Origin of the sequence: Rhodopseudomonas sp. (genome assembly GCF_048594845.1) — a bacterium.
Classification (GTDB): domain Bacteria; phylum Pseudomonadota; class Alphaproteobacteria; order Rhizobiales; family Xanthobacteraceae; genus Rhodopseudomonas.
This window is the reverse complement of record NZ_JBMDXE010000023.1, coordinates 1-16434: the sequence shown is the minus strand read 5'-3', so window position 1 is coordinate 16434 and position 16434 is coordinate 1. Positions and strand designations below refer to the sequence as shown.

Annotated in this window: 14 protein-coding genes and 1 tRNA gene; 7 read left to right on the top strand and 8 right to left on the bottom strand. The window is 65.2% G+C overall.

Annotated features, from left to right (window positions below):
* The first annotated feature begins 64 nt into the window (after nucleotides 1-64).
* The 3 genes from ACOJTD_RS01410 (at nucleotide 65) to ACOJTD_RS01400 (ending at nucleotide 3246) form a co-directional block, all read left to right on the top strand.
* Nucleotides 65-141: transfer RNA gene (locus ACOJTD_RS01410), tRNA-Arg, on the top strand.
* A gap of 139 nt (nucleotides 142-280) precedes the next feature.
* Entirely contained in the window at nucleotides 281-1171 is an 891-nt protein-coding gene (locus ACOJTD_RS01405) for an exonuclease domain-containing protein (protein WP_420131157.1), read from the top strand.
* A gap of 740 nt (nucleotides 1172-1911) precedes the next feature.
* Entirely contained in the window at nucleotides 1912-3246 is a 1335-nt protein-coding gene (locus tag ACOJTD_RS01400) for an MFS transporter (protein WP_420131156.1), read from the top strand.
* A gap of 101 nt (nucleotides 3247-3347) precedes the next feature.
* Here the strand turns inward: ACOJTD_RS01400 and ACOJTD_RS01395 are convergent, their stop codons facing one another.
* From ACOJTD_RS01395 to ACOJTD_RS01380, 4 genes are all read right to left on the bottom strand, one after another.
* Nucleotides 3348-3797: a translation initiation factor 2 gene (locus tag ACOJTD_RS01395; protein ID WP_054161601.1), complete on the bottom strand. Its 450-nt coding sequence runs from the start codon at nucleotides 3795-3797 to the stop codon at nucleotides 3348-3350.
* Nucleotides 3798-3993: 196 nt separating this feature from the next.
* The gene (locus ACOJTD_RS01390; protein ID WP_420131155.1) at nucleotides 3994-5112 is read right to left on the bottom strand and encodes a glycosyltransferase family 4 protein; all 1119 of its coding nucleotides are present in this window, start codon (nucleotides 5110-5112) and stop codon (nucleotides 3994-3996) included.
* Between the two features lie 45 nt (nucleotides 5113-5157).
* Nucleotides 5158-5616, bottom strand: coding sequence for a threonine/serine exporter family protein (locus tag ACOJTD_RS01385; protein ID WP_420131164.1), 459 nt, complete (start codon nucleotides 5614-5616; stop codon nucleotides 5158-5160).
* Between the two features lie 17 nt (nucleotides 5617-5633).
* Entirely contained in the window at nucleotides 5634-6437 is an 804-nt protein-coding gene (locus tag ACOJTD_RS01380; protein ID WP_420131154.1) for a threonine/serine exporter family protein, read from the bottom strand.
* A gap of 226 nt (nucleotides 6438-6663) precedes the next feature.
* On the opposite strand from ACOJTD_RS01380, the gene ACOJTD_RS01375 reads away from it, so the two are divergent.
* Nucleotides 6664-6999, top strand: a complete 336-nt coding sequence (locus tag ACOJTD_RS01375; protein ID WP_420131153.1) for a hypothetical protein — start codon at nucleotides 6664-6666, stop codon at nucleotides 6997-6999.
* A gap of 58 nt (nucleotides 7000-7057) precedes the next feature.
* On the opposite strand, the gene ACOJTD_RS01370 is transcribed toward ACOJTD_RS01375, so the two are convergent.
* Together ACOJTD_RS01370 and ACOJTD_RS01365 are read right to left on the bottom strand one after the other, a co-directional pair.
* On the bottom strand, nucleotides 7058-7522 hold the full coding sequence (locus ACOJTD_RS01370; RefSeq protein WP_420131152.1) for an FKBP-type peptidyl-prolyl cis-trans isomerase: 465 nt from the start codon (nucleotides 7520-7522) through the stop codon (nucleotides 7058-7060).
* 170 nt (nucleotides 7523-7692) lie between these two features.
* Complete coding sequence (locus ACOJTD_RS01365) at nucleotides 7693-10707, bottom strand: outer membrane protein (protein WP_420131151.1); 3015 nt, start codon at nucleotides 10705-10707, stop codon at nucleotides 7693-7695.
* Between the two features lie 337 nt (nucleotides 10708-11044).
* Here ACOJTD_RS01365 and dctP point away from each other — a divergent pair, with 337 nt between their 5' ends.
* The 3 genes from dctP to ACOJTD_RS01350 are packed head-to-tail and all read left to right on the top strand — an operon-like array spanning nucleotide 11045 to nucleotide 13967.
* Nucleotides 11045-12064: a TRAP transporter substrate-binding protein DctP gene (gene dctP / locus ACOJTD_RS01360; RefSeq protein WP_420131150.1), complete on the top strand. Its 1020-nt coding sequence runs from the start codon at nucleotides 11045-11047 to the stop codon at nucleotides 12062-12064.
* Nucleotides 12061-12612 (top strand): TRAP transporter small permease, encoded by a 552-nt coding sequence (locus ACOJTD_RS01355; RefSeq protein ID WP_420131149.1) that lies wholly within the window; start codon nucleotides 12061-12063, stop codon nucleotides 12610-12612. The genes dctP and ACOJTD_RS01355 overlap by 4 nt, the downstream gene beginning before the upstream one ends.
* Nucleotides 12609-13967 carry a TRAP transporter large permease gene (locus tag ACOJTD_RS01350; protein ID WP_420131148.1) on the top strand — a complete coding sequence of 453 codons (1359 nt, stop codon included), beginning with the start codon at nucleotides 12609-12611 and terminating at the stop codon, nucleotides 13965-13967. Before ACOJTD_RS01355 ends, ACOJTD_RS01350 begins: the two co-directional genes overlap by 4 nt.
* Before the next feature lie 323 nt (nucleotides 13968-14290).
* Here the strand turns inward: ACOJTD_RS01350 and ACOJTD_RS01345 are convergent, their stop codons facing one another.
* Both ACOJTD_RS01345 and ACOJTD_RS01340 read right to left on the bottom strand, forming a co-directional pair.
* Nucleotides 14291-15211 carry a hydroxymethylglutaryl-CoA lyase gene (locus tag ACOJTD_RS01345; RefSeq protein ID WP_420131147.1) on the bottom strand — a complete coding sequence of 307 codons (921 nt, stop codon included), beginning with the start codon at nucleotides 15209-15211 and terminating at the stop codon, nucleotides 14291-14293.
* 116 nt (nucleotides 15212-15327) lie between these two features.
* Nucleotides 15328-16434, bottom strand: a 1107-nt coding sequence (locus tag ACOJTD_RS01340; RefSeq protein WP_420131146.1) for a biotin/lipoyl-containing protein, incomplete at its 5' end; no start/stop codon positions are given.

The following is a 16434-nucleotide window of genomic DNA, read 5'->3' as shown; positions in this document are numbered from 1 at the left end:
GGTGTCCGAAGAGTTGTCTCAGGAGCGGATTTTTTGTATCCGCGATGCTAGAAGCATCCCCAACGGTCCCATAGCTCAACTGGATAGAGTAGCGGATTTCTACTCCGCGGGTTGCAGGTTCGAATCCTGCTGGGATCGCCAATAGCAGCGTTCGCCAACAGCCCGCTATTCGGCTTTCACGTCGCGTCCTGTCTTTCCGCAATACGCCGAAGGTAGATAGCAACGCATCCTTGCCCCCTCACCATCGCTGCGGAATCATCGTCCTCGGCTGGGGGCCCGCATGTCGAATGTTACCGATTTTATAGCGTTGGATGTAGAAACGGCTAACGCCGACTTCGCAAGCATCTGTTCGATTGGGCTCGTTCATTTTCGAGCAGGAGAGGTCTTCAAGTCGCTCACCATCCTGGTAGATCCTGAAGAGGAATTTGACCCGATCAACATCGGCATCCACGGGATTCGTCCGGAGGATGTGGCCGGGAAGCCCACGATGGCTCGGGTGTTTCCTGTGATTGGAGCAGCTCTTCAGGACTCCGCCATCGTGCACCACAGCCCGTTCGATCGAACTGCCTTGGCGCGCGCAGCTGGCAAATACGGCACTGGCGGTCTTCCCTGTATTTGGCTCGACAGTCTACAGGCTGCGCGAAGGACATGGGGCGGCTTCCAAGCCAATGGTCGATATGGCTTGGCAAATCTCGCGCGCGCATTCGACATCAAGTTCCAGCATCATGATGCAGCTGAAGATGCTCGGGCAGCAGGACTAATCTTCCTGAAGGCGATTGCGGACAGTGGCTTGTCCCTTCAACAGTGGGCGGACGAGATCGGGTACGAATCCACGGTCGCAACGCCCCCACGCGCGACGAAACGGCAGTACCCAGGCAAATACTCCCAATGCGGCTCTCCCGGGGGGCCACTCTTCGGAGAAGCAATCGTCTTCACAGGATCGTTGCAGCTTGCAAGAGCTGAAGCAGCCGCCCGAGCCGCATCTGTAGGGTGCGATTTATTCGATAGCGTTTCGAAGAAGACTACAATTCTTGTTGTCGGTGATCAGGACCTTCGTCTGACGCGAGGACAGGAAAAAAGCTCGAAGCACCGGAAAGCTGAAGATCTCATCTCAAAGGGCTATCCCATCAAGATTGTCAAAGAGTCTGATTTTCTGGCTATGATTAGCTAAGGACAGCTATCTTCAACCGACGCCGAACGCGTTAAGCTAATCTGAGACCTCTCGTCATCTCGCTGGCCTTGGCTTCTCTTACCTATCATGCATGGGCGTCTGCGGCTTTCCGCATCACCTTTACGGCCATCATTGCCGTCGCACCTGGCTTCGCCGGGCTAATGGTCAAAGGCTTCCACTGGCTCTGAGGACGACGTCCGCCGATCAGAATGGCGGTATGTGCAGCGCTACGCCAGAGGCGGCGTAACCTCTCCCGGTTGCGGGAGAGGTCGGATCGCGGAGCGATCCGGGTGAGGGCACACCTTTCCACGAGCCGCTGAATCACTTCTCCGCAAGTCGCTGACTCACTACCTGGAGCGCCCTCACCCCAGCCCTCTCCCGCAGGCGGGAGAGGGAGCGCGCTGCGATCGTGGCGCGAATTCCACTAGCCGCTTGCGTCAGTGTCACTGCATCCGAGATCGATTGCAGTGAGCTTGATTGCTCAACCTGCCCCTTCTCCGATGCGGTCCAAGATCGGATCTTGGAACCAATGCCGGCTTTCAAGGTTCTTGGCCGGATCATTCGGTTTTGCTGCGATCGGCCGTGCCGCTTCGCTGGTCTGCTCCGCTACCGCAACTGGCGCTGGACGCATGCTCCGGCAGGTCGCATTAGATTACCTCCCCGTTCAGGAGGCCGCCAACAGGCTCATCGCCTCACCAGCGCGAGACGCTCTGTTGCCGCCCCAAAACTCCAGGCCCCCTATGTCGCAAAGCGAAAGCCAGACGCCCGCTCACCCGCACCCGATCAAACTCGCGGACGCTGAGCGGCGGATCAAGGCGATCTTTATCGGGTCGATCGGCAATCTGGTCGAGTGGTACGATTTCTACGCCTATACGGCTTTCGCGCTTTACTTCGCGCCGCAGTTCTTTCCCTCGGCCGATCCGGTGGTGCAGCAGCTCAATGCCGCAACGCTTTTTGCCGCCGGCTTTATCGTGCGGCCGATCGGCGGCTGGCTGTTCGGGCATCTTGCCGATCGCTACGGTCGGCGGTTGTCGCTGACGCTGTCGGTGCTGATGATGTGCTTCGGCTCGCTGATCATCGCCTTCACGCCGACTTATGCCTCGATCGGTTTCGCCGCCCCTGCCCTGCTGGCGCTGGCGCGGATCATCGAGGGCCTCAGCCTCGGCGGCGAGTACGGCGCCAGCGCGACCTATCTCACCGAGATCGCCGATCCGGAGCATCGCGGCTTCTATTCGAGCTTCCAATACGTGACGCTGATCGGCGGGCAGCTCACCGCCATCCTGGTGCTGCTGCTGTTGCAGAACGTCTTCCTGACGCACGAGCAGCTGCTCGACTGGGGCTGGCGCATTCCGTTCGTGATCGGCGCGCTGCTGGCGGTGATCGCGCTGTTCATGCGCCGGCACATGGAGGAGACGGAGTCGTTCCAGCAGGCGAAGGGCGCCGGCAAGATCAAACGTGAAAGCTCGCTGCGCGGGCTGGTGCGCTATCCGCGTGAGGTCGCGATCGTCGTGGGTCTGACGGCCGGCGGCACCGCGGCGTTCTACACCTTCACCACCTACATGCAGACCTTCGTCCGGCAGACCGTCGGCCTGTCCGACATCACCACAACCTATGTGATCGCCGGCTCGCTGATCTTCGCCTCGATCCTGCAGCCGATCTACGGGCTGATCTCGGACAAGATCGGCCGCAAGCCGGTGCTGATGTTCTTCGGCATCGCCGGCGCGTTGCTGACGGTGCCGATCCTGACGCTGCTGGCCGGCACCAAATCGCCCTGGATCGCTTTCCTGCTGATCTGCGGGGCTTGGCTGTTCACCGCCGGCTACACCTCAATCAACGCGGTGGTGAAGGCCGAGCTGTTCCCGACCGCGATCCGCGCCACCGGCGTTGCCGTGCCCTACGCGCTGACAGTGTCGATCTTCGGCGGCACCGCGCCGGCGATCGCGCTGTATTTCAAGCAGCAGGGCCACGAGCAGTGGTTCTACTACTATCTCGCGGGCATGATCTTCATCTCGCTGCTGGTGTACACCACGATGCGCGACACCAAGCATCGCTCGGCGATCGACCGGCACGAGTAAACGAGCTTGGCGCCGACAGCTTCGATCGTCGTATCATCGTCCGATCAAAGCTGTTGGTGGCAATCGCGACTCGACAGTCTGGAGATAGAACCCGCGCGGCTTCAGCTCACCGGCACCTTCGGCTTGCGATGATGCCTGACCGCCGGCGCGGCCACTGGCGGCGGCGCGACCGGCTGCAGCGTCACCACCACCGGGTTCGGCTTGTGATCCATCGCGGCGCCCGTCGCGGCGTCGACGCCCATGCCGACGACGCCGCCGAGCAGGATGTTGCCGGCAAAGCCTGCGCCGCCGCCACCGGTGACTTCGCGGGTCAGCGGGATGATCTGCGGCTCGTAGCCGGCCTTGCTGAGGCTGACGGTGATGTCGGCGTTGCGATTCACCTCGACGGCGCAGGGCGTGACGCAGCTGAACGGCGCTTCGGTGCCGGTGACGTTGGCGATCGCGCCGGATGGCGTGGTGGCGATCGAGATGTTTTCCGTGGTGCCGCGCGTCACCGACGCGCATCCCGACAGCAGCAACGCGGCTAGCACCGCACCTCCGATTGGACGCATTCGCAGTCTCCCCAGTTCCGTTGCGCCAAAGCGCAACGTTCGCAGGGAAGTTCAAGCGTCCGGCAGCAGCGCGGAGCGAAACTGAGACGCAGGATCAAAGGTATTTGCCTTGTCCACACGCGGCCGCCGGGTGATGCGCGGGCTGGCGCTGTTCGCTCTCGCCCGGCCAGCGCGCATGCGCCCGAAACTCGCGGGCTTAGACTCCCTTGAGCAGACGCGGGTTCTCGATCAGATCGGCGGCGCGGTCGAGGCCGTCATAGAGCTGCTCGGTCGCCCCATAGGCGATGCCGTTGCGGCTCCAGCGGTTGCGCTTGCCCGCAGCCGCCGCGGTGGCGAGCGCGTCGTTCAGCGCCTCCTGAGCGAACGGGCTCGGGATCACGAGTCCCGCATCGGCCTTCCGTACGTGAGGCGCGTAGCCGCATTCGGCGGTGGTAATGACCGGCAGTCCGTTGATCAGGCTCTCGATGATCACCGTGCCGGTGGTGTCGTAGCGCGCTGGATGCACCAGCAGATCGGCCGCGGCCATCAGCTCGGGAATGTCGGAGCGGAAGCCGAGCATATCCACGCAATCGGCGACGCCGACGCCGCGCGCCCAGCCGCGCACCTGCCCGGCCTGCTTGCTGTTCGGCTGAATGCCGGCGATGGCAAGGCGCGCCTGCGGAATGCCTTTCATCGCCACCAGCGTGCGGTCGAGCCCCTTGACGCTCGGCTGATTGGCGATCGCCAGCCACAGCAGCGTCTGCTCACCGATGCCGAGGCTTTCGCGCAGTCGCTCGCGGGTGCCGTCGCCGCGCAACTCCGGTTGCCGCCGCGCGCGATCTATGGTCGGCGGCAGCACCTCGATCCGCTTCGGCTCCGTGGACCACGCGGCGCGGAAGTCGCGCGCCTGGTTGGCGCTCAGCAGCAGGCAGGCCGTCTTCTGTCCCTGCCTGAAGCTCGACTCCTCGAGCCGCAACTGCGTCCGCCGCCGCGAACTCCAGCTCGCCAGCCAGCCGACGCGGCGCACCGCGAGGCATGGATCGGCGCAATAGATCACATCGAGGTCGAGCAGCTTGCCGAAGCCGACCAATCGGTCGAACTGCCCGGCACAGCGTTTCGCGACGGCCCGGGCGAATTTCAGATCGCGGCTGTGGTTGCTGAGCGCGCGGTTGGGCAACAGCTCGACCTTCAACCCGGCCGGGATCTCGCCCTTCTGCCGCTCGGCGAAGATCGTCACCTCATGGCCGCGTGCGGCCAGACGCGCGGCCAGCGCCATGCAGTCGCGCTGCAGACCGCCGGCCGAGAACAGGGTGACGATGGCGAAGGCGATCTTCATGAATTCACTCTCGGAACCGGCTCTGCGGTAGGGGCGCACCCTCGCTCAGAACTGCCGGCTCCGCAACAAATAGGCCGGGATCGCCAGCCCCGCGCCGATCGCGCCGACGATCGACACGACGCGGATGAACGCCTGCGCCGAAGCGACGAGCTGTCCCATCGAATGGCCCGAGGTGTCGGCCGCGACCGACATGTAGCCGAGCATGGCTTGTCCAAAGAACGCGCCAGGCACCATCGGGATGCATCCCGCCAGCGCGATCGCGTTGCAGGCGGGGCCGAGCCAGCGCCGCAGCAGGATCGCCACGCAGGAGGTGCCGGCAGCAGCCACGAACGTCGCCGCCTCGAGGCTGACGCCGGACTTCTGGGCGACGGTGCGGATGGCCAGCGCCAGCGCGCCGGCCACCGCGCACCAGATCAACGGCCTGCCGCCGAAGTTGAAGAGCACACCGAAGCCGGCGGCGGCAACCGCGCCGAACGCGGCCTGATGTGCCAGATAGGGAAGCATCGCGGCAAGATCCTGGGTCACGTCGGAATCCTCAGCACGAATTCGGCGAGCCACAGGCCGGTCACCGCGAACACCATGATCATGATCACCCATACCGCCCGCGCGCTGCCCATGGTCGGATAGCCGTCGAGCACGTCGGTCTGCGCGTTGGTCGACGGCACGCCGGGCACCAGCAGCAGGATCGAAGCCATCATCGCGAGCTGCACGGTGCCGCTGCCGGCGAAGCGCGCGCCGAGGCCGCCGAGCGTAGCGGCGACGCAGCCGATGATCGCCGCGGTCACGAATACATTGGTGCGCCGACCGAGCAGCCAGTGCCGTAGCGCCTGCCCGATGCTCGCGGCGGCCAGCATTGGCCCGAACGACAGCCAATCGGCGCCGAGCAACCGGCCGAATGCCGCGCACGCCGCGCCGGTGGCAACCGCCACCAGCCACCACGGATGCTTCGGCGTCTCGCGCAGCAGCCGGTCCAGCTCGCTCTCGATCTCCTCCGGCGCCATGCCGCCGCGCGCCGCGCGCACCACGAGATCGCGCACGGCGAAATCGAGCCGGTGGTTCACGCCGTGCGGTCCGATCTGCATCATGCGGGTGATGGTGCTGCGGCCTCGCTCCAGCGTGATCTCGAACGACGCGTAGCCGGAGCGCATTCCCATCACCTCGACGCCGAGGCCGCGCGCGATCATCTGCGCGCCTTCATGCACGACGCGCACAGACGCCCCGCTCTGCGCCAGGATCGCCCCGACGCGCAGCGTCACATGCGCGATGCGATCCATCGACAGGGGATGCGGCGGCGTTAGTTCAGAGGTATCGGGCTGACTATTCATCTTGAAACATCGAACTCGCAGGCATTCAACACGAAGCGATCCGGCAACACCATGACCGACGCTCACGCGTCTAGACGCCAACCATGCGCATCTCGGACGATAGTACCACTTGGTAGTTCAGTCGTTGTGATACTGCGCGTTTGATAGCAATCACTTCCAATTCTTCCGGGCCGGACTATGCTGATTTGGTTCCCGGCGTGACGCCGTTTCGAGAATGAGGTTGCCCATGAAAATTCCGACTCTGGGCGTGGCGCTTGTCGCCGCTGCTGTGATCATTTTCGCCGCCAAGAACTCGAAGCACGAGGAAGCCGTCACCGGCGACGTTTCCGACGGCGTTGTGGCCCAGATGCCCGTCAGCCCGGTCAAGACGCTCACCTCGGCGAGCTGCGCCTCGGACGGCTGCCCGGTGTCGTGCGAGGCCGGCGACACGCTGCTGTCGGCGGTCTGCGTCAGCGGCACCAAGGGCCGGTTCGCCGATACGCTGCGGGTCGAGAAAGGCGCCCTCACCGCGACCTGCGGCACCACCGCCAGCAGCATCCTGGTGTATTGCGGCCGTCCCTAAGGCATCAAACGCGCGCAGCCGCCCGCCACAGCGAGCGGCTGCCGTCGCGACCGACAGCTCAGCCCTTCACGCCGAGCAGTTCGACTTCGAAGATCAGCGTCGCATTCGGCGGGATCACGCCGCCGGCGCCGCGCGCGCCATAGCCGAGTTCCGGCGGGATGATCAACGTGCGCTTGCCGCCGACCTTCATGCTGGCAACACCCTCGTCCCAACCCTTGATGACGCGGCCCATGCCGATCGGGAATTCGAACGGCTCGTTGCGATCGACCGACGAGTCGAATTTCGCGCCCTTGGCGCCGTTCTGATACAGCCAGCCGGTGTAGTGCATCACGCAGATCTGGCCGCGCGTCGGCGACGCGCCGGTGCCGACCTTGGTATCCTCGATCTTGAGGCCCGACGGCGTGGTGTCGATGTTGGCGGGTTCCGACATGGCTGGTGTACTCGGCAAAATGGCCGCGGCCACCGACACAGCGGCGACGACGGCGAAAGCCAGCGGAGCGCCGGCGGGAAAAGCGAAACGCATCGGATTGTCCTTTGGGAAGATCGACGTCGTCGCGGGTGAGGTCCGGTTGTAGCGGTTCGGCGGCCCTGCCACAACCGCACCGGACGCGCCCGTTCCGCGCGCCCTCGATGCGACTCAACCGGCGGACGGCACGGGCGGCCGTTTGCCCTTAGGTCCTCGCCTCCCCGGCCTTAGTCCCGCAACGCGGACATCCAGTCGCCCAGCTTGTAATTCACGCCGAGCGACACGGTCTGCAGCCGGTTGCTTTGCGGCGCCAGATTGACGCCGGCCAATGCGGGCGGAGCCGAGGTGCTGAACCCCGACGACGCACCGAAATCGAAGTACTTGTATTCGAGCGCCATCGACCACGACGGCGCCAGCGCGTATTCGAGACCGCCGCCGATGGTCCAGCCCCAGTTGGTTCTGGTGTTGGTGAGGATCGTCCCGCCAACGCCGATGGCATTGAACTGATCCTGCTGCCGGTCCCACGCCGCGCCGCCCTTGACGTAGAGCAGCGTGCGATCGAACGCATAGCCGCCGCGAGCCGTGAAGGCGCCGATCGCATCGATCCTGCTGCCGCAGTTGAAGCCAGCCGTCGCTGGATCGGGATACACGCCGAAGCACGTATCGGTGCCGCGGATGTTCGCCCAGTTGGCCGAGGCTTCGACGCCGGTGACCAGATCGCCGAACTGATAGTTGGCGCCGATCTGGCCGCCGAGCAATGCACCGCCCATATCGACGCGATCCCCCGTCGGAGGCGTCGGGAAAGGATCGGCGTAGGTGGTACGGCCCCAGCCCGAGCCGACGCTGGCGCCGGCGTAAAGGCCGGTCCAATTCACCCGCGCAGTCTGCGGCGGAGCCTTGGTGATGCCGCGCGCTGCGGCCTCGGCGCTATCGACATCGCCGAATTTATACGAGGTCTGCACGAAGCCGCCATAGCGCTCCGAATAGAACTGCAGCGGCGAGACGGTCGACGCGCCGGAGAAGACCGTGCTGGCGCTGTCGGTCGCGAAGTACCAATAGCGGCCGCCGACGCCGACGCTGAACCGATCGGTGACAGCGTAGGACAGGATCGCTTCGAATTGCGTGCCCCAACCATGTCCGGTTTCCGACTGCGGATTGATGCCGGCCCGGAACCAATGATTGTCGAAGCCGGCGCGATTGACGTAAGGCAGATAGGCCGCATCCACCTCCAGCCGCAACCGCTCGGTCAGCGGCGCACGAACGTTGAGGCCGAGCGCGACGCCACGCCAGGATTCGGTCTCGCTGAGAACGAGGAAGTTGGTAGAAGCCGGGACGCCACAGCTGTCCATGTCGGTTGCGCTCTGCCGACAGCCGAAGCCGTTGCCGGTCTCGTAGAACGAACGATACCCCACGAACCCGCCGAGCTGACGGCCGCCATCGTTGATGAAATTGTAGCCGATGTCGGCGCTACCGAAGGCCAGACGGCCGTCGCGCATCTCCGAGACCGTGTTCGAATAATTCACTTCGCCCGGGAAGTCTTCGTCGACGAGCTGACCGCCGACGAGATGGCCGAGGCCGAGATTGGCCTTGGCGAACACACCCGAGGCGTGATCGACACGCACGAAGGCTTCGAGCGAATGTCCGGTCTGATCTCCATAGATCAGCCGCGAATTCAGCCCGCTCGACTGGATATTGTCGTTCAGATCCTTCTGCATCCGCCCGGAGCTGCCCCAATAGCGCGTGCCGGCTTCGACCGACCAGCCGAGCGGCAGCGTCGGCGCCTTGACGAACAGCGGCGTAGCCGCGCCCGCTTCCAGCATCGGCGCGCCCCAGCCGAGCCGATAGTTGATGCCGGCCTTCACCAGATCGAGCTTCTGGTTGAAGCCGACTACCGAAGCGTTGCCGAACTGATCGGCGTAGCGGGTGTCGCGCGTACCGAAATCGATGTGGTTGTATTCGACGAAGGCCGACAGGTTCTGGCTCAGCGCATATTCGAGGCCGGTGCCGGTCATCCAGCCCCAGCGCGTTCCGGTCTCGACGGAACGGCTCGCGAAGCCGGACTGCTGCGCCTCGCTGTTGCCGGTGGCCCAGGCGGCGCCGGCCTTGCCGTAGATCAGCAGATTGCCCCAGCTCTGCCCGAAGCGGCCGGCGACAGTGCCGAGCGAGGTGATGGCATTGTGGCAGGTCAAGTTGACCCCGACGGCGACATTGGTCGCACATTTGGCATAGCCGCCGATATCAGCCGCAGCCGCCGACGTCTCGACGCCGACGACCCAGCTCCCGACCTGCAGATTGGCGCCGATCTGTCCGCCGCCGAACAGTCCGGAACTGTCGCCACTGCCGGGAAAGCCACCCGACGACGAGAACGCGGCAAAAGCGCCGTTCGCCGACTCCCATTCATTGCGGCCGAAGCCGCCGCCGGCGTGAGCGCCGACATAGATGCCGGTCCAGCTCCATTGCGGCAACGGCACGCCGGGAGCCGGCTCCGCGCTGATCGACGCGGCCCCGAGCCGGTAGTTCAGGCCGAGTTTGACCAGGTGCGCGGTCTGGCCGACCGTCACATCGGACGTGGCGCCGAACTGGTCCGTCATCGCCAGCGAGCGGCTACCGAAATCTGCGTAGTTGTATTCGATCTTGGCGGACAGGCCCGGCAGGAAGGCATATTCGGCGCCGAGACCGACCAGCCATCCGGCGCGGGTCTCGGAGCCGTCCAGAACATTGGCGGTTGCGCCGCTCGCCATCCGGCGTTTGATATCCGCCCAGGCGCCGCCCGCCTTGGCATAAAGCAGGAAATCACTGGCCGCGAAGCCGAACCGGGCTGCCACCGTCCATAGATCATCCATCCGGGTCGTACAGGCGAACGTTCCGCCGAGGCAGCCGGCCACGCCGCCGATATTGCCGAAGCTCGCGTCGGCTTCCACGCCATAAACGAAGCGTCCCGCCTGAAGATTATAACCGGCTTGAAATCCCGAGATTGCGTTGCCGCTGACACCATGGGCGTAGAATGGGAGCGGCTGCGAAGGGAGCGCCAGCACCGGCCCTGACGCGCCGGTCCAGGCGTTGTCCGAGGCCGCGGCACCGACATGCGTGCCGACATAGAAGCCGCTCCAATCCGCCGCCGCCACAGCGCCCGAAGCCTTGACGAAGGGAACTCGGGCCAGCGGCACATCCGCCGCCTGGGCTGCGCCGATAAACCCGACAGCCGCGTACGCGGTCGCCCACCCGGCTCCAATCCTCATCATTCCCAAGTCCCCCAAACCGCACCCGTCTAACGACGAACACGATTCGTCCCGCAAATACTACCGCCCCAACGCCAGCACGCAGAGGGAACCCGAGGCTGCTTGCTGACAGTGCCGCCGCGTCCGCGAAGTTCCTTCGATGGCGATCATACTCTCCTCGATTTGACGACAGGCGCGCACAACTAATCGCCTGGCGTGCGGCGCAGCATCCCGACCTGCGTTGCACTGCGGCGCATAATAGTCGCCGCAAATCGGCCTGCCGATCACACGCCGGCTTGACCACCCGCCGACGCAAGCGGTAGCCATCACAACCAACAAACAAATTCCCGGGAGAGAAATGATGATCTCACGTCGCCACGTTCTGGCTTCCGCGCTCGCCGCCCCCGCCATCCTGCGGCTCGGCACCGGCAGGGCACACGCGGCCACGACGCTGAAGATCTCGCACCAGTTTCCCGGCGGCACCATCGACAAAGGCGACTTCCGCGACCGGCTGTGCCGGATGTTCGCGGCCGAAATCAGCAAGCGCTCCGGCGGCGATCTGGTCGGCGAAGTTTATCCGGGCTCGTCGCTGATCAAGACCAACGCGCAGTTCTCGGCGATGCGCAAAGGCGCGCTCGATCTGTCGCTGTATCCGATGCCCTATGCGGGCGGCGAAGTGCCGGAGACCAATATCGGCCTGATGCCGGGTCTGGTCGAAACCTATGATCAGGGCCTCGCCTGGAAGACCAAGCCGATCGGCAAGGCGCTGACCGATTTCCTCGCCGACAAGGGCATCGTGCTGATCAGCTGGGTGTGGCAGGCCGGCGGCGTTGCCAGTCGCAACAAGCCGATGCTGGCGCCAGAAGACGCCAAGGGCCTGAAGGTGCGCGGCGGCTCGCGCGAGATGGACATGGTGCTGCAGCAGGCCGGCGCCGCGGTGCTGTCGGTGCCGTCGAACGAAATCTACGCCGCAATGCAGACGGGAGCCTGCGACGCCGGCATCACATCCTCCACCAGCTTGATCTCGTTCCGGCTCGAGGAAGTCGCAAAGCATCTCACCTCGGGGGCCGATGCGTCGTACTGGTTCATGCTCGAACCGCTGATGATGTCGAAGGCGATTTTCGACAAGCTGCCGAAGAACCATCAGGACATCATCCTCAGCGTCGGCACCGAACTCGAAGCGTTCGGCCGCAAGGGCGCGCAGGACGACGATATCGAGGTCGCCAAGGTCTACGAGAAGGCCGGCGCCAAGGTGCAGAAGCTCGACATCGCCACTGTTGAAAAATGGCGCGCCATCGCCCGCGACACCGCATGGCCGGACTACGCCAAGAAGAGCGCCAACTGCGCCAACCTGCTCAAGCTCGCCACCGACGCCGCATGATGCATGGTCCTGCCGCGGGTCAGGCCGACACGACCAGCGCCGCCCATCGCGAGACGGGCGGCGTGCTCGGCCACGTGCTGGCGCTGGACAACCGCGCCATCCTGCTCGCCGCCGCGCTGGCGCTGATCGCCGCCTGCGGCATCCTCAGCTATAGCGTCGCGGTCCGCAGCCTGGTCCACAGCGCGACCTACTGGCAGGACGAAGCCGCGGTGTTCCTGCTGGTCGGCGCCACCTTCCTCACCGCCGCCTTCGTGCAGAGCCAGCGCGGCCATATCGGCATCGAGGCGTTCACCGGCCTGCTTCCGCCGCTGGTCAATCGCATCCGGCTGCTGCTGGTCGACTTCGCCAGCCTCGCCTTCTGCGCGTTCTTCGCGTGGAAATCCTGGACGTTGACGCATGAGGCTTATGTCGACGGCCAGGTGTCGAACTCGATCTGGTCGCCGCCGCTGGCGATCCCCTACGCGCTGATGGCCGCCGGCATGACGTTGCTGTGCGTGCAGATCGCGCTGCAGATCGCCCAAGCGCTCAAGAATTGGAATCGCACGTGACAGTTCTCGGCATCGGGATAAGCTACGGCATCGCGACCCTGGTGGCGATGTTCTCCGGCATGCCGATCGCGTTCGCGCTCGGCGCCGTCGCGCTGGTGTTCATGGCGATCTTCATGCCATCGGCGTCGCTCGATACGGTGACGCAGAACGTCTACGAGGAAATGGCGTCGATCACGCTGCTGTCGATCCCGCTGTTCATCCTCAAGGGCGCGGCGATCGGCAAGTCGCGCGCCGGTCAGGATCTGTACTCCGCTTTGCACGCCTGGCTACACCGCGTGCCCGGCGGCCTCGGCGTCGCCAACGTGTTCGCCTGCGCGCTGTTCGCCGCGATGGCCGGCTCCTCGCCCGCGACCTGCTCGGCGATCGGTTCGGCCGGCATTCCGGAGATGCGCAAGCGCGGTTACTCCGGCGGCTTCGCCGCCGGCATCATCGCCGCCGGCGGCACGCTCGGCATTCTGCTGCCGCCGTCGATCACCATGATCCTGTTCGCGGTCGCCGCCGAGAAATCGCTCGGCCGACTGTTCCTCGCCGGCATCGGCCCCGGCCTGCTGCTGGTGACGCTTTTCGGCATCTATGCGGTGATCCGCTTCCGCAAGGAATACGCCACGGCCAAGCGTGCCTATGAGCAGAACGGCACCAATTCGCCGATCCTCACCGACGAGAAGTTCACCATGGCGCAGCGCTTCGGCGCGCTGCCGCGGGTGCTGCCGTTCATCATCCTGCTCACCGGCGTGATGATCGCGCTGTATGGCGGCTACGCCACGCCGTCGGAGACCGCTGGCCTCGGCGGCCTGCTGGCGCTGCTGCTGATCGCGATGATCTACGGCGTGTGGCGGCCGAGCGACCTAGCCCCGATCATGACCTCGACGGTCCGCGAGTCGACTATGCTGATGATGATCATCGGCATGTCGCTGTTGTACTCCTACGTGATGAGCTATCTGCACATCTCGCAGTCCGCCGCCGAAGCGATTGTGGCGATGAACCTGCCGCGCTGGGAGCTGCTCGCCGCGATCCTGCTGCTGGTGGTGATGCTCGGCTTCTTCCTGCCGCCGGTGTCGATCATCCTGATGACCGCGCCGATCATCCTGCCGCCGTTGCGCGCCGCCGAATTCGACATCATCTGGTTCGGCGTGGTGATGACCATCGTGATGGAGATGGGCTTGATCCACCCGCCGGTCGGCCTCAACATCTTCGTCATCCGTAACGTCGCCCCCGACATCCCGCTCAGCGACGTGATCTGGGGCACGCTGCCGTTCGTGCTGCTGATGATGCTGGCCGTGCTTCTGCTGTGCTTCTTCCCCGGCATCTCGACCTGGCTGCCCGATCTGGTGATGGGCCCGGAGAGCGTGCGCTAACCTCGTGCCCCGGACAAGCCGCGGCACGCAGTGCCGCTGAGCATATCCGGGGCCCCGGGTTCTTGATCAGTGCTGTCACGAACCGGTGTCCCGCCTCGGCGGAGCAGCGCAGCGCGCTGCGCGCTGCGCCGCGTGCGGGACACGGCCCATCGTAATTCGAAGGTGGGTTAGGAACGAAAACAAACGGGTTGCGCCCCTACGGCGCTAAAACATCCGACGACGCTGAGTAGCCGTCACCCTGAGGTGCGAGCGCAGCGAGCCTCGAAGGGCGACGGCAACTACGCGGCCCATCCTTCGAGGCTCGCCGCTGTGCGGCGAGCACCTCAGGATGACGCTGTGCTTGTGGTTCGCCTCGTCTTCGCGTTCAGCGCATTGACCACGCGGCTGACGGGCGGGCGGCCGAGCAGTGACGCAATGCCATTCGTCGCAGCAATCAGCTTGTCCATGTCCACGCCCGTCGGCACGCCCATGCCTTCGAGCATGTACACCACGTCCTCGGTCGCGACGTTGCCGGTCGCGCCGGGTGCATAGGGGCAGCCGCCGAGGCCGCCGGCGGCGCTGTCGATGACGCGGGCGCCCTCTTCCAGGCCGGCATAGAGATTGGCGAGCGCCTGACCGTAGGTGTCGTGAAAGTGCATCGCCAGCGACGCCATCGGCACCGCGTCGGCGCAGGCGCGCAGCAGCTCGCGGACCTTCTTGGGCGTACCGACGCCGATCGTGTCACCGAGCGAGACTTCATAGCAGCCGAGATCGCGTAGCGTGGTGGTGACGTCGACCACCGCCTGCACCGGCACCTCGCCGTCGAACGGGCAGCCGAGCACGCAGGATACGTAGCCGCGGACCTTGACGCCGTCCGCCTTGGCGCGCGCGATCACCGGCTTGAAGCGCTCGATCGATTCCGCGACCGTGCAATTGATGTTGGCGCGGGAGAAACCTTCGGAGGCCGAGGCGAACACTGCAACCACCTGCGCGCCGGCGGCACGCGCGGCCTCGTAGCCCTTCTCGTTGGGCACCAGCACGTGGAATTCTCCCGGCAGCTTCAGCGAGGCGCGCAGCACCTCGTCGGAGCCCTGCATCTGCGGCACGGCCTTCGGCGACACGAAGGCGCCGACCTCGACAGTGGACAGCCCCGCCGCAACCAGCCGTTCAACAAAGGCGACACGATTCGCCACGCTGACCGGCGTCCTCTCGTTCTGCAGCCCGTCGCGCGGGCCGACTTCGACGATGCGGATGGTCTCGGTCATGACTACTCCTACAAGTACATCGTCATGCCCGGCCTTGTGCCGGGCATCCACGCCTTACAGCGAATTGACGCCCCGATGACGTGGATGGCCGGGACGAGCCCGGCCATGACGGAGAATTACGACTCGGCGTCGGCCTCGAGCTCGGCCAGCTCGGCGCCCTCGGCGACGATGTCGCCGACCTTGCATTTCAGCGCCTTCAGCGTGCCGGCGAACGGCGCGCGCAGGGTCTGCTCCATCTTCATCACTTCGAGCGTCAGGATCGCCGCGCCCTTTTCGAGCTTCGCGCCTTCCTCGGCAAGCAGCGCTACAACCGTGCCGGGCAGCGGTGCGACGATTTTGTCTTCGCCGACGGCTTCCTCGCTCTCGCCTCCGAACGGATCGACGAGGTGCAGCTCGAACCGGCCGCACTTCGTGCGCACATAAAGCTCGTTGCCCTCGACCACCGCGGCAATGCGCGAGCGCACGCCATCCAACAGCAGATCGATGCCGTCGCCATTCGCCGACCACGCGAACACGATCTCGCGGCCGTCGATCGTCAGCGTCGACGCGCCAGCGCCATAGCTGAGCTGAACTGTGTAGTCGGTGTGCTCATGGCCCTGCCCGCGCCGGAACAGGAAGTTGCGCTTGCGCCGGCCGACCGGCATCCAGCCCGACGCGCGCCACGGCGACGCCGCGTCGGCCTTGGCAGCTTCATGCTCGCTGCGCAGGATCGCCGCGACCGCAGAGGCGAGTTCGAGATCGCTAAGTACATCCGGCGTCGCCGTCAGCGCCGCCAGATGCCGCTCGATGAAGCCGGTGTCGATGGCGTTGGCACGGACCTCGGGATGCGTCACCAGCGCCGACAGAAACGGAATGTTGGTGACGACGCCGCGCACGTCGGTCTCGTTGAGGCCGCGGTCGAGCCGGTCGATCGCAGCCGCCCGCGTCGGCGCCCAGGCGATCACCTTGGCGAGCATCGCGTCGTAATACGGCGACACGCTGTCGCCTGCGCGATAGCCGGCGTCGATGCGGAGGCCATCGACTTCCGCCGGCGTGCGCCACGTGGTGATCTTGCCGACCGACGGCATGAAGTTCTTGGCCGGGTTCTCGGCATAGACCCGCGCCTCGATGGCGTGGCCGTTCAGCTTGATCTCGTTTTGCGCCAGCGGCAGTTTTTCGCCGAACGCCACCCGCAACTGCCATTCCACCAGATCGACGCCGGTAATCAGCTCGGTCACGGGATG

What these genes read in the sequence shown, in the direction of transcription:
- ACOJTD_RS01405 (WP_420131157.1), top strand. Translation starts at nt 281, where the DNA reads ATGTCGAATGTTACCGATTTTATAGCGTTGGATGTAGAAACGGCTAAC.
- ACOJTD_RS01400 (WP_420131156.1), top strand. Translation starts at nt 1,912, where the DNA reads ATGTCGCAAAGCGAAAGCCAGACGCCCGCTCACCCGCACCCGATCAAA.
- ACOJTD_RS01395 (WP_054161601.1), bottom strand. Translation starts at nt 3,797, where the DNA reads ATGCGTCCAATCGGAGGTGCGGTGCTAGCCGCGTTGCTGCTGTCGGGA.
- ACOJTD_RS01390 (WP_420131155.1), bottom strand. Translation starts at nt 5,112, where the DNA reads ATGAAGATCGCCTTCGCCATCGTCACCCTGTTCTCGGCCGGCGGTCTG.
- ACOJTD_RS01385 (WP_420131164.1), bottom strand. Translation starts at nt 5,616, where the DNA reads ATGCTTCCCTATCTGGCACATCAGGCCGCGTTCGGCGCGGTTGCCGCC.
- ACOJTD_RS01380 (WP_420131154.1), bottom strand. Translation starts at nt 6,437, where the DNA reads ATGAATAGTCAGCCCGATACCTCTGAACTAACGCCGCCGCATCCCCTG.
- ACOJTD_RS01375 (WP_420131153.1), top strand. Translation starts at nt 6,664, where the DNA reads ATGAAAATTCCGACTCTGGGCGTGGCGCTTGTCGCCGCTGCTGTGATC.
- ACOJTD_RS01370 (WP_420131152.1), bottom strand. Translation starts at nt 7,522, where the DNA reads ATGCGTTTCGCTTTTCCCGCCGGCGCTCCGCTGGCTTTCGCCGTCGTC.
- ACOJTD_RS01365 (WP_420131151.1), bottom strand. Translation starts at nt 10,707, where the DNA reads ATGATGAGGATTGGAGCCGGGTGGGCGACCGCGTACGCGGCTGTCGGG.
- dctP (WP_420131150.1), top strand. Translation starts at nt 11,045, where the DNA reads ATGATCTCACGTCGCCACGTTCTGGCTTCCGCGCTCGCCGCCCCCGCC.
- ACOJTD_RS01355 (WP_420131149.1), top strand. Translation starts at nt 12,061, where the DNA reads ATGATGCATGGTCCTGCCGCGGGTCAGGCCGACACGACCAGCGCCGCC.
- ACOJTD_RS01345 (WP_420131147.1), bottom strand. Translation starts at nt 15,211, where the DNA reads ATGACCGAGACCATCCGCATCGTCGAAGTCGGCCCGCGCGACGGGCTG.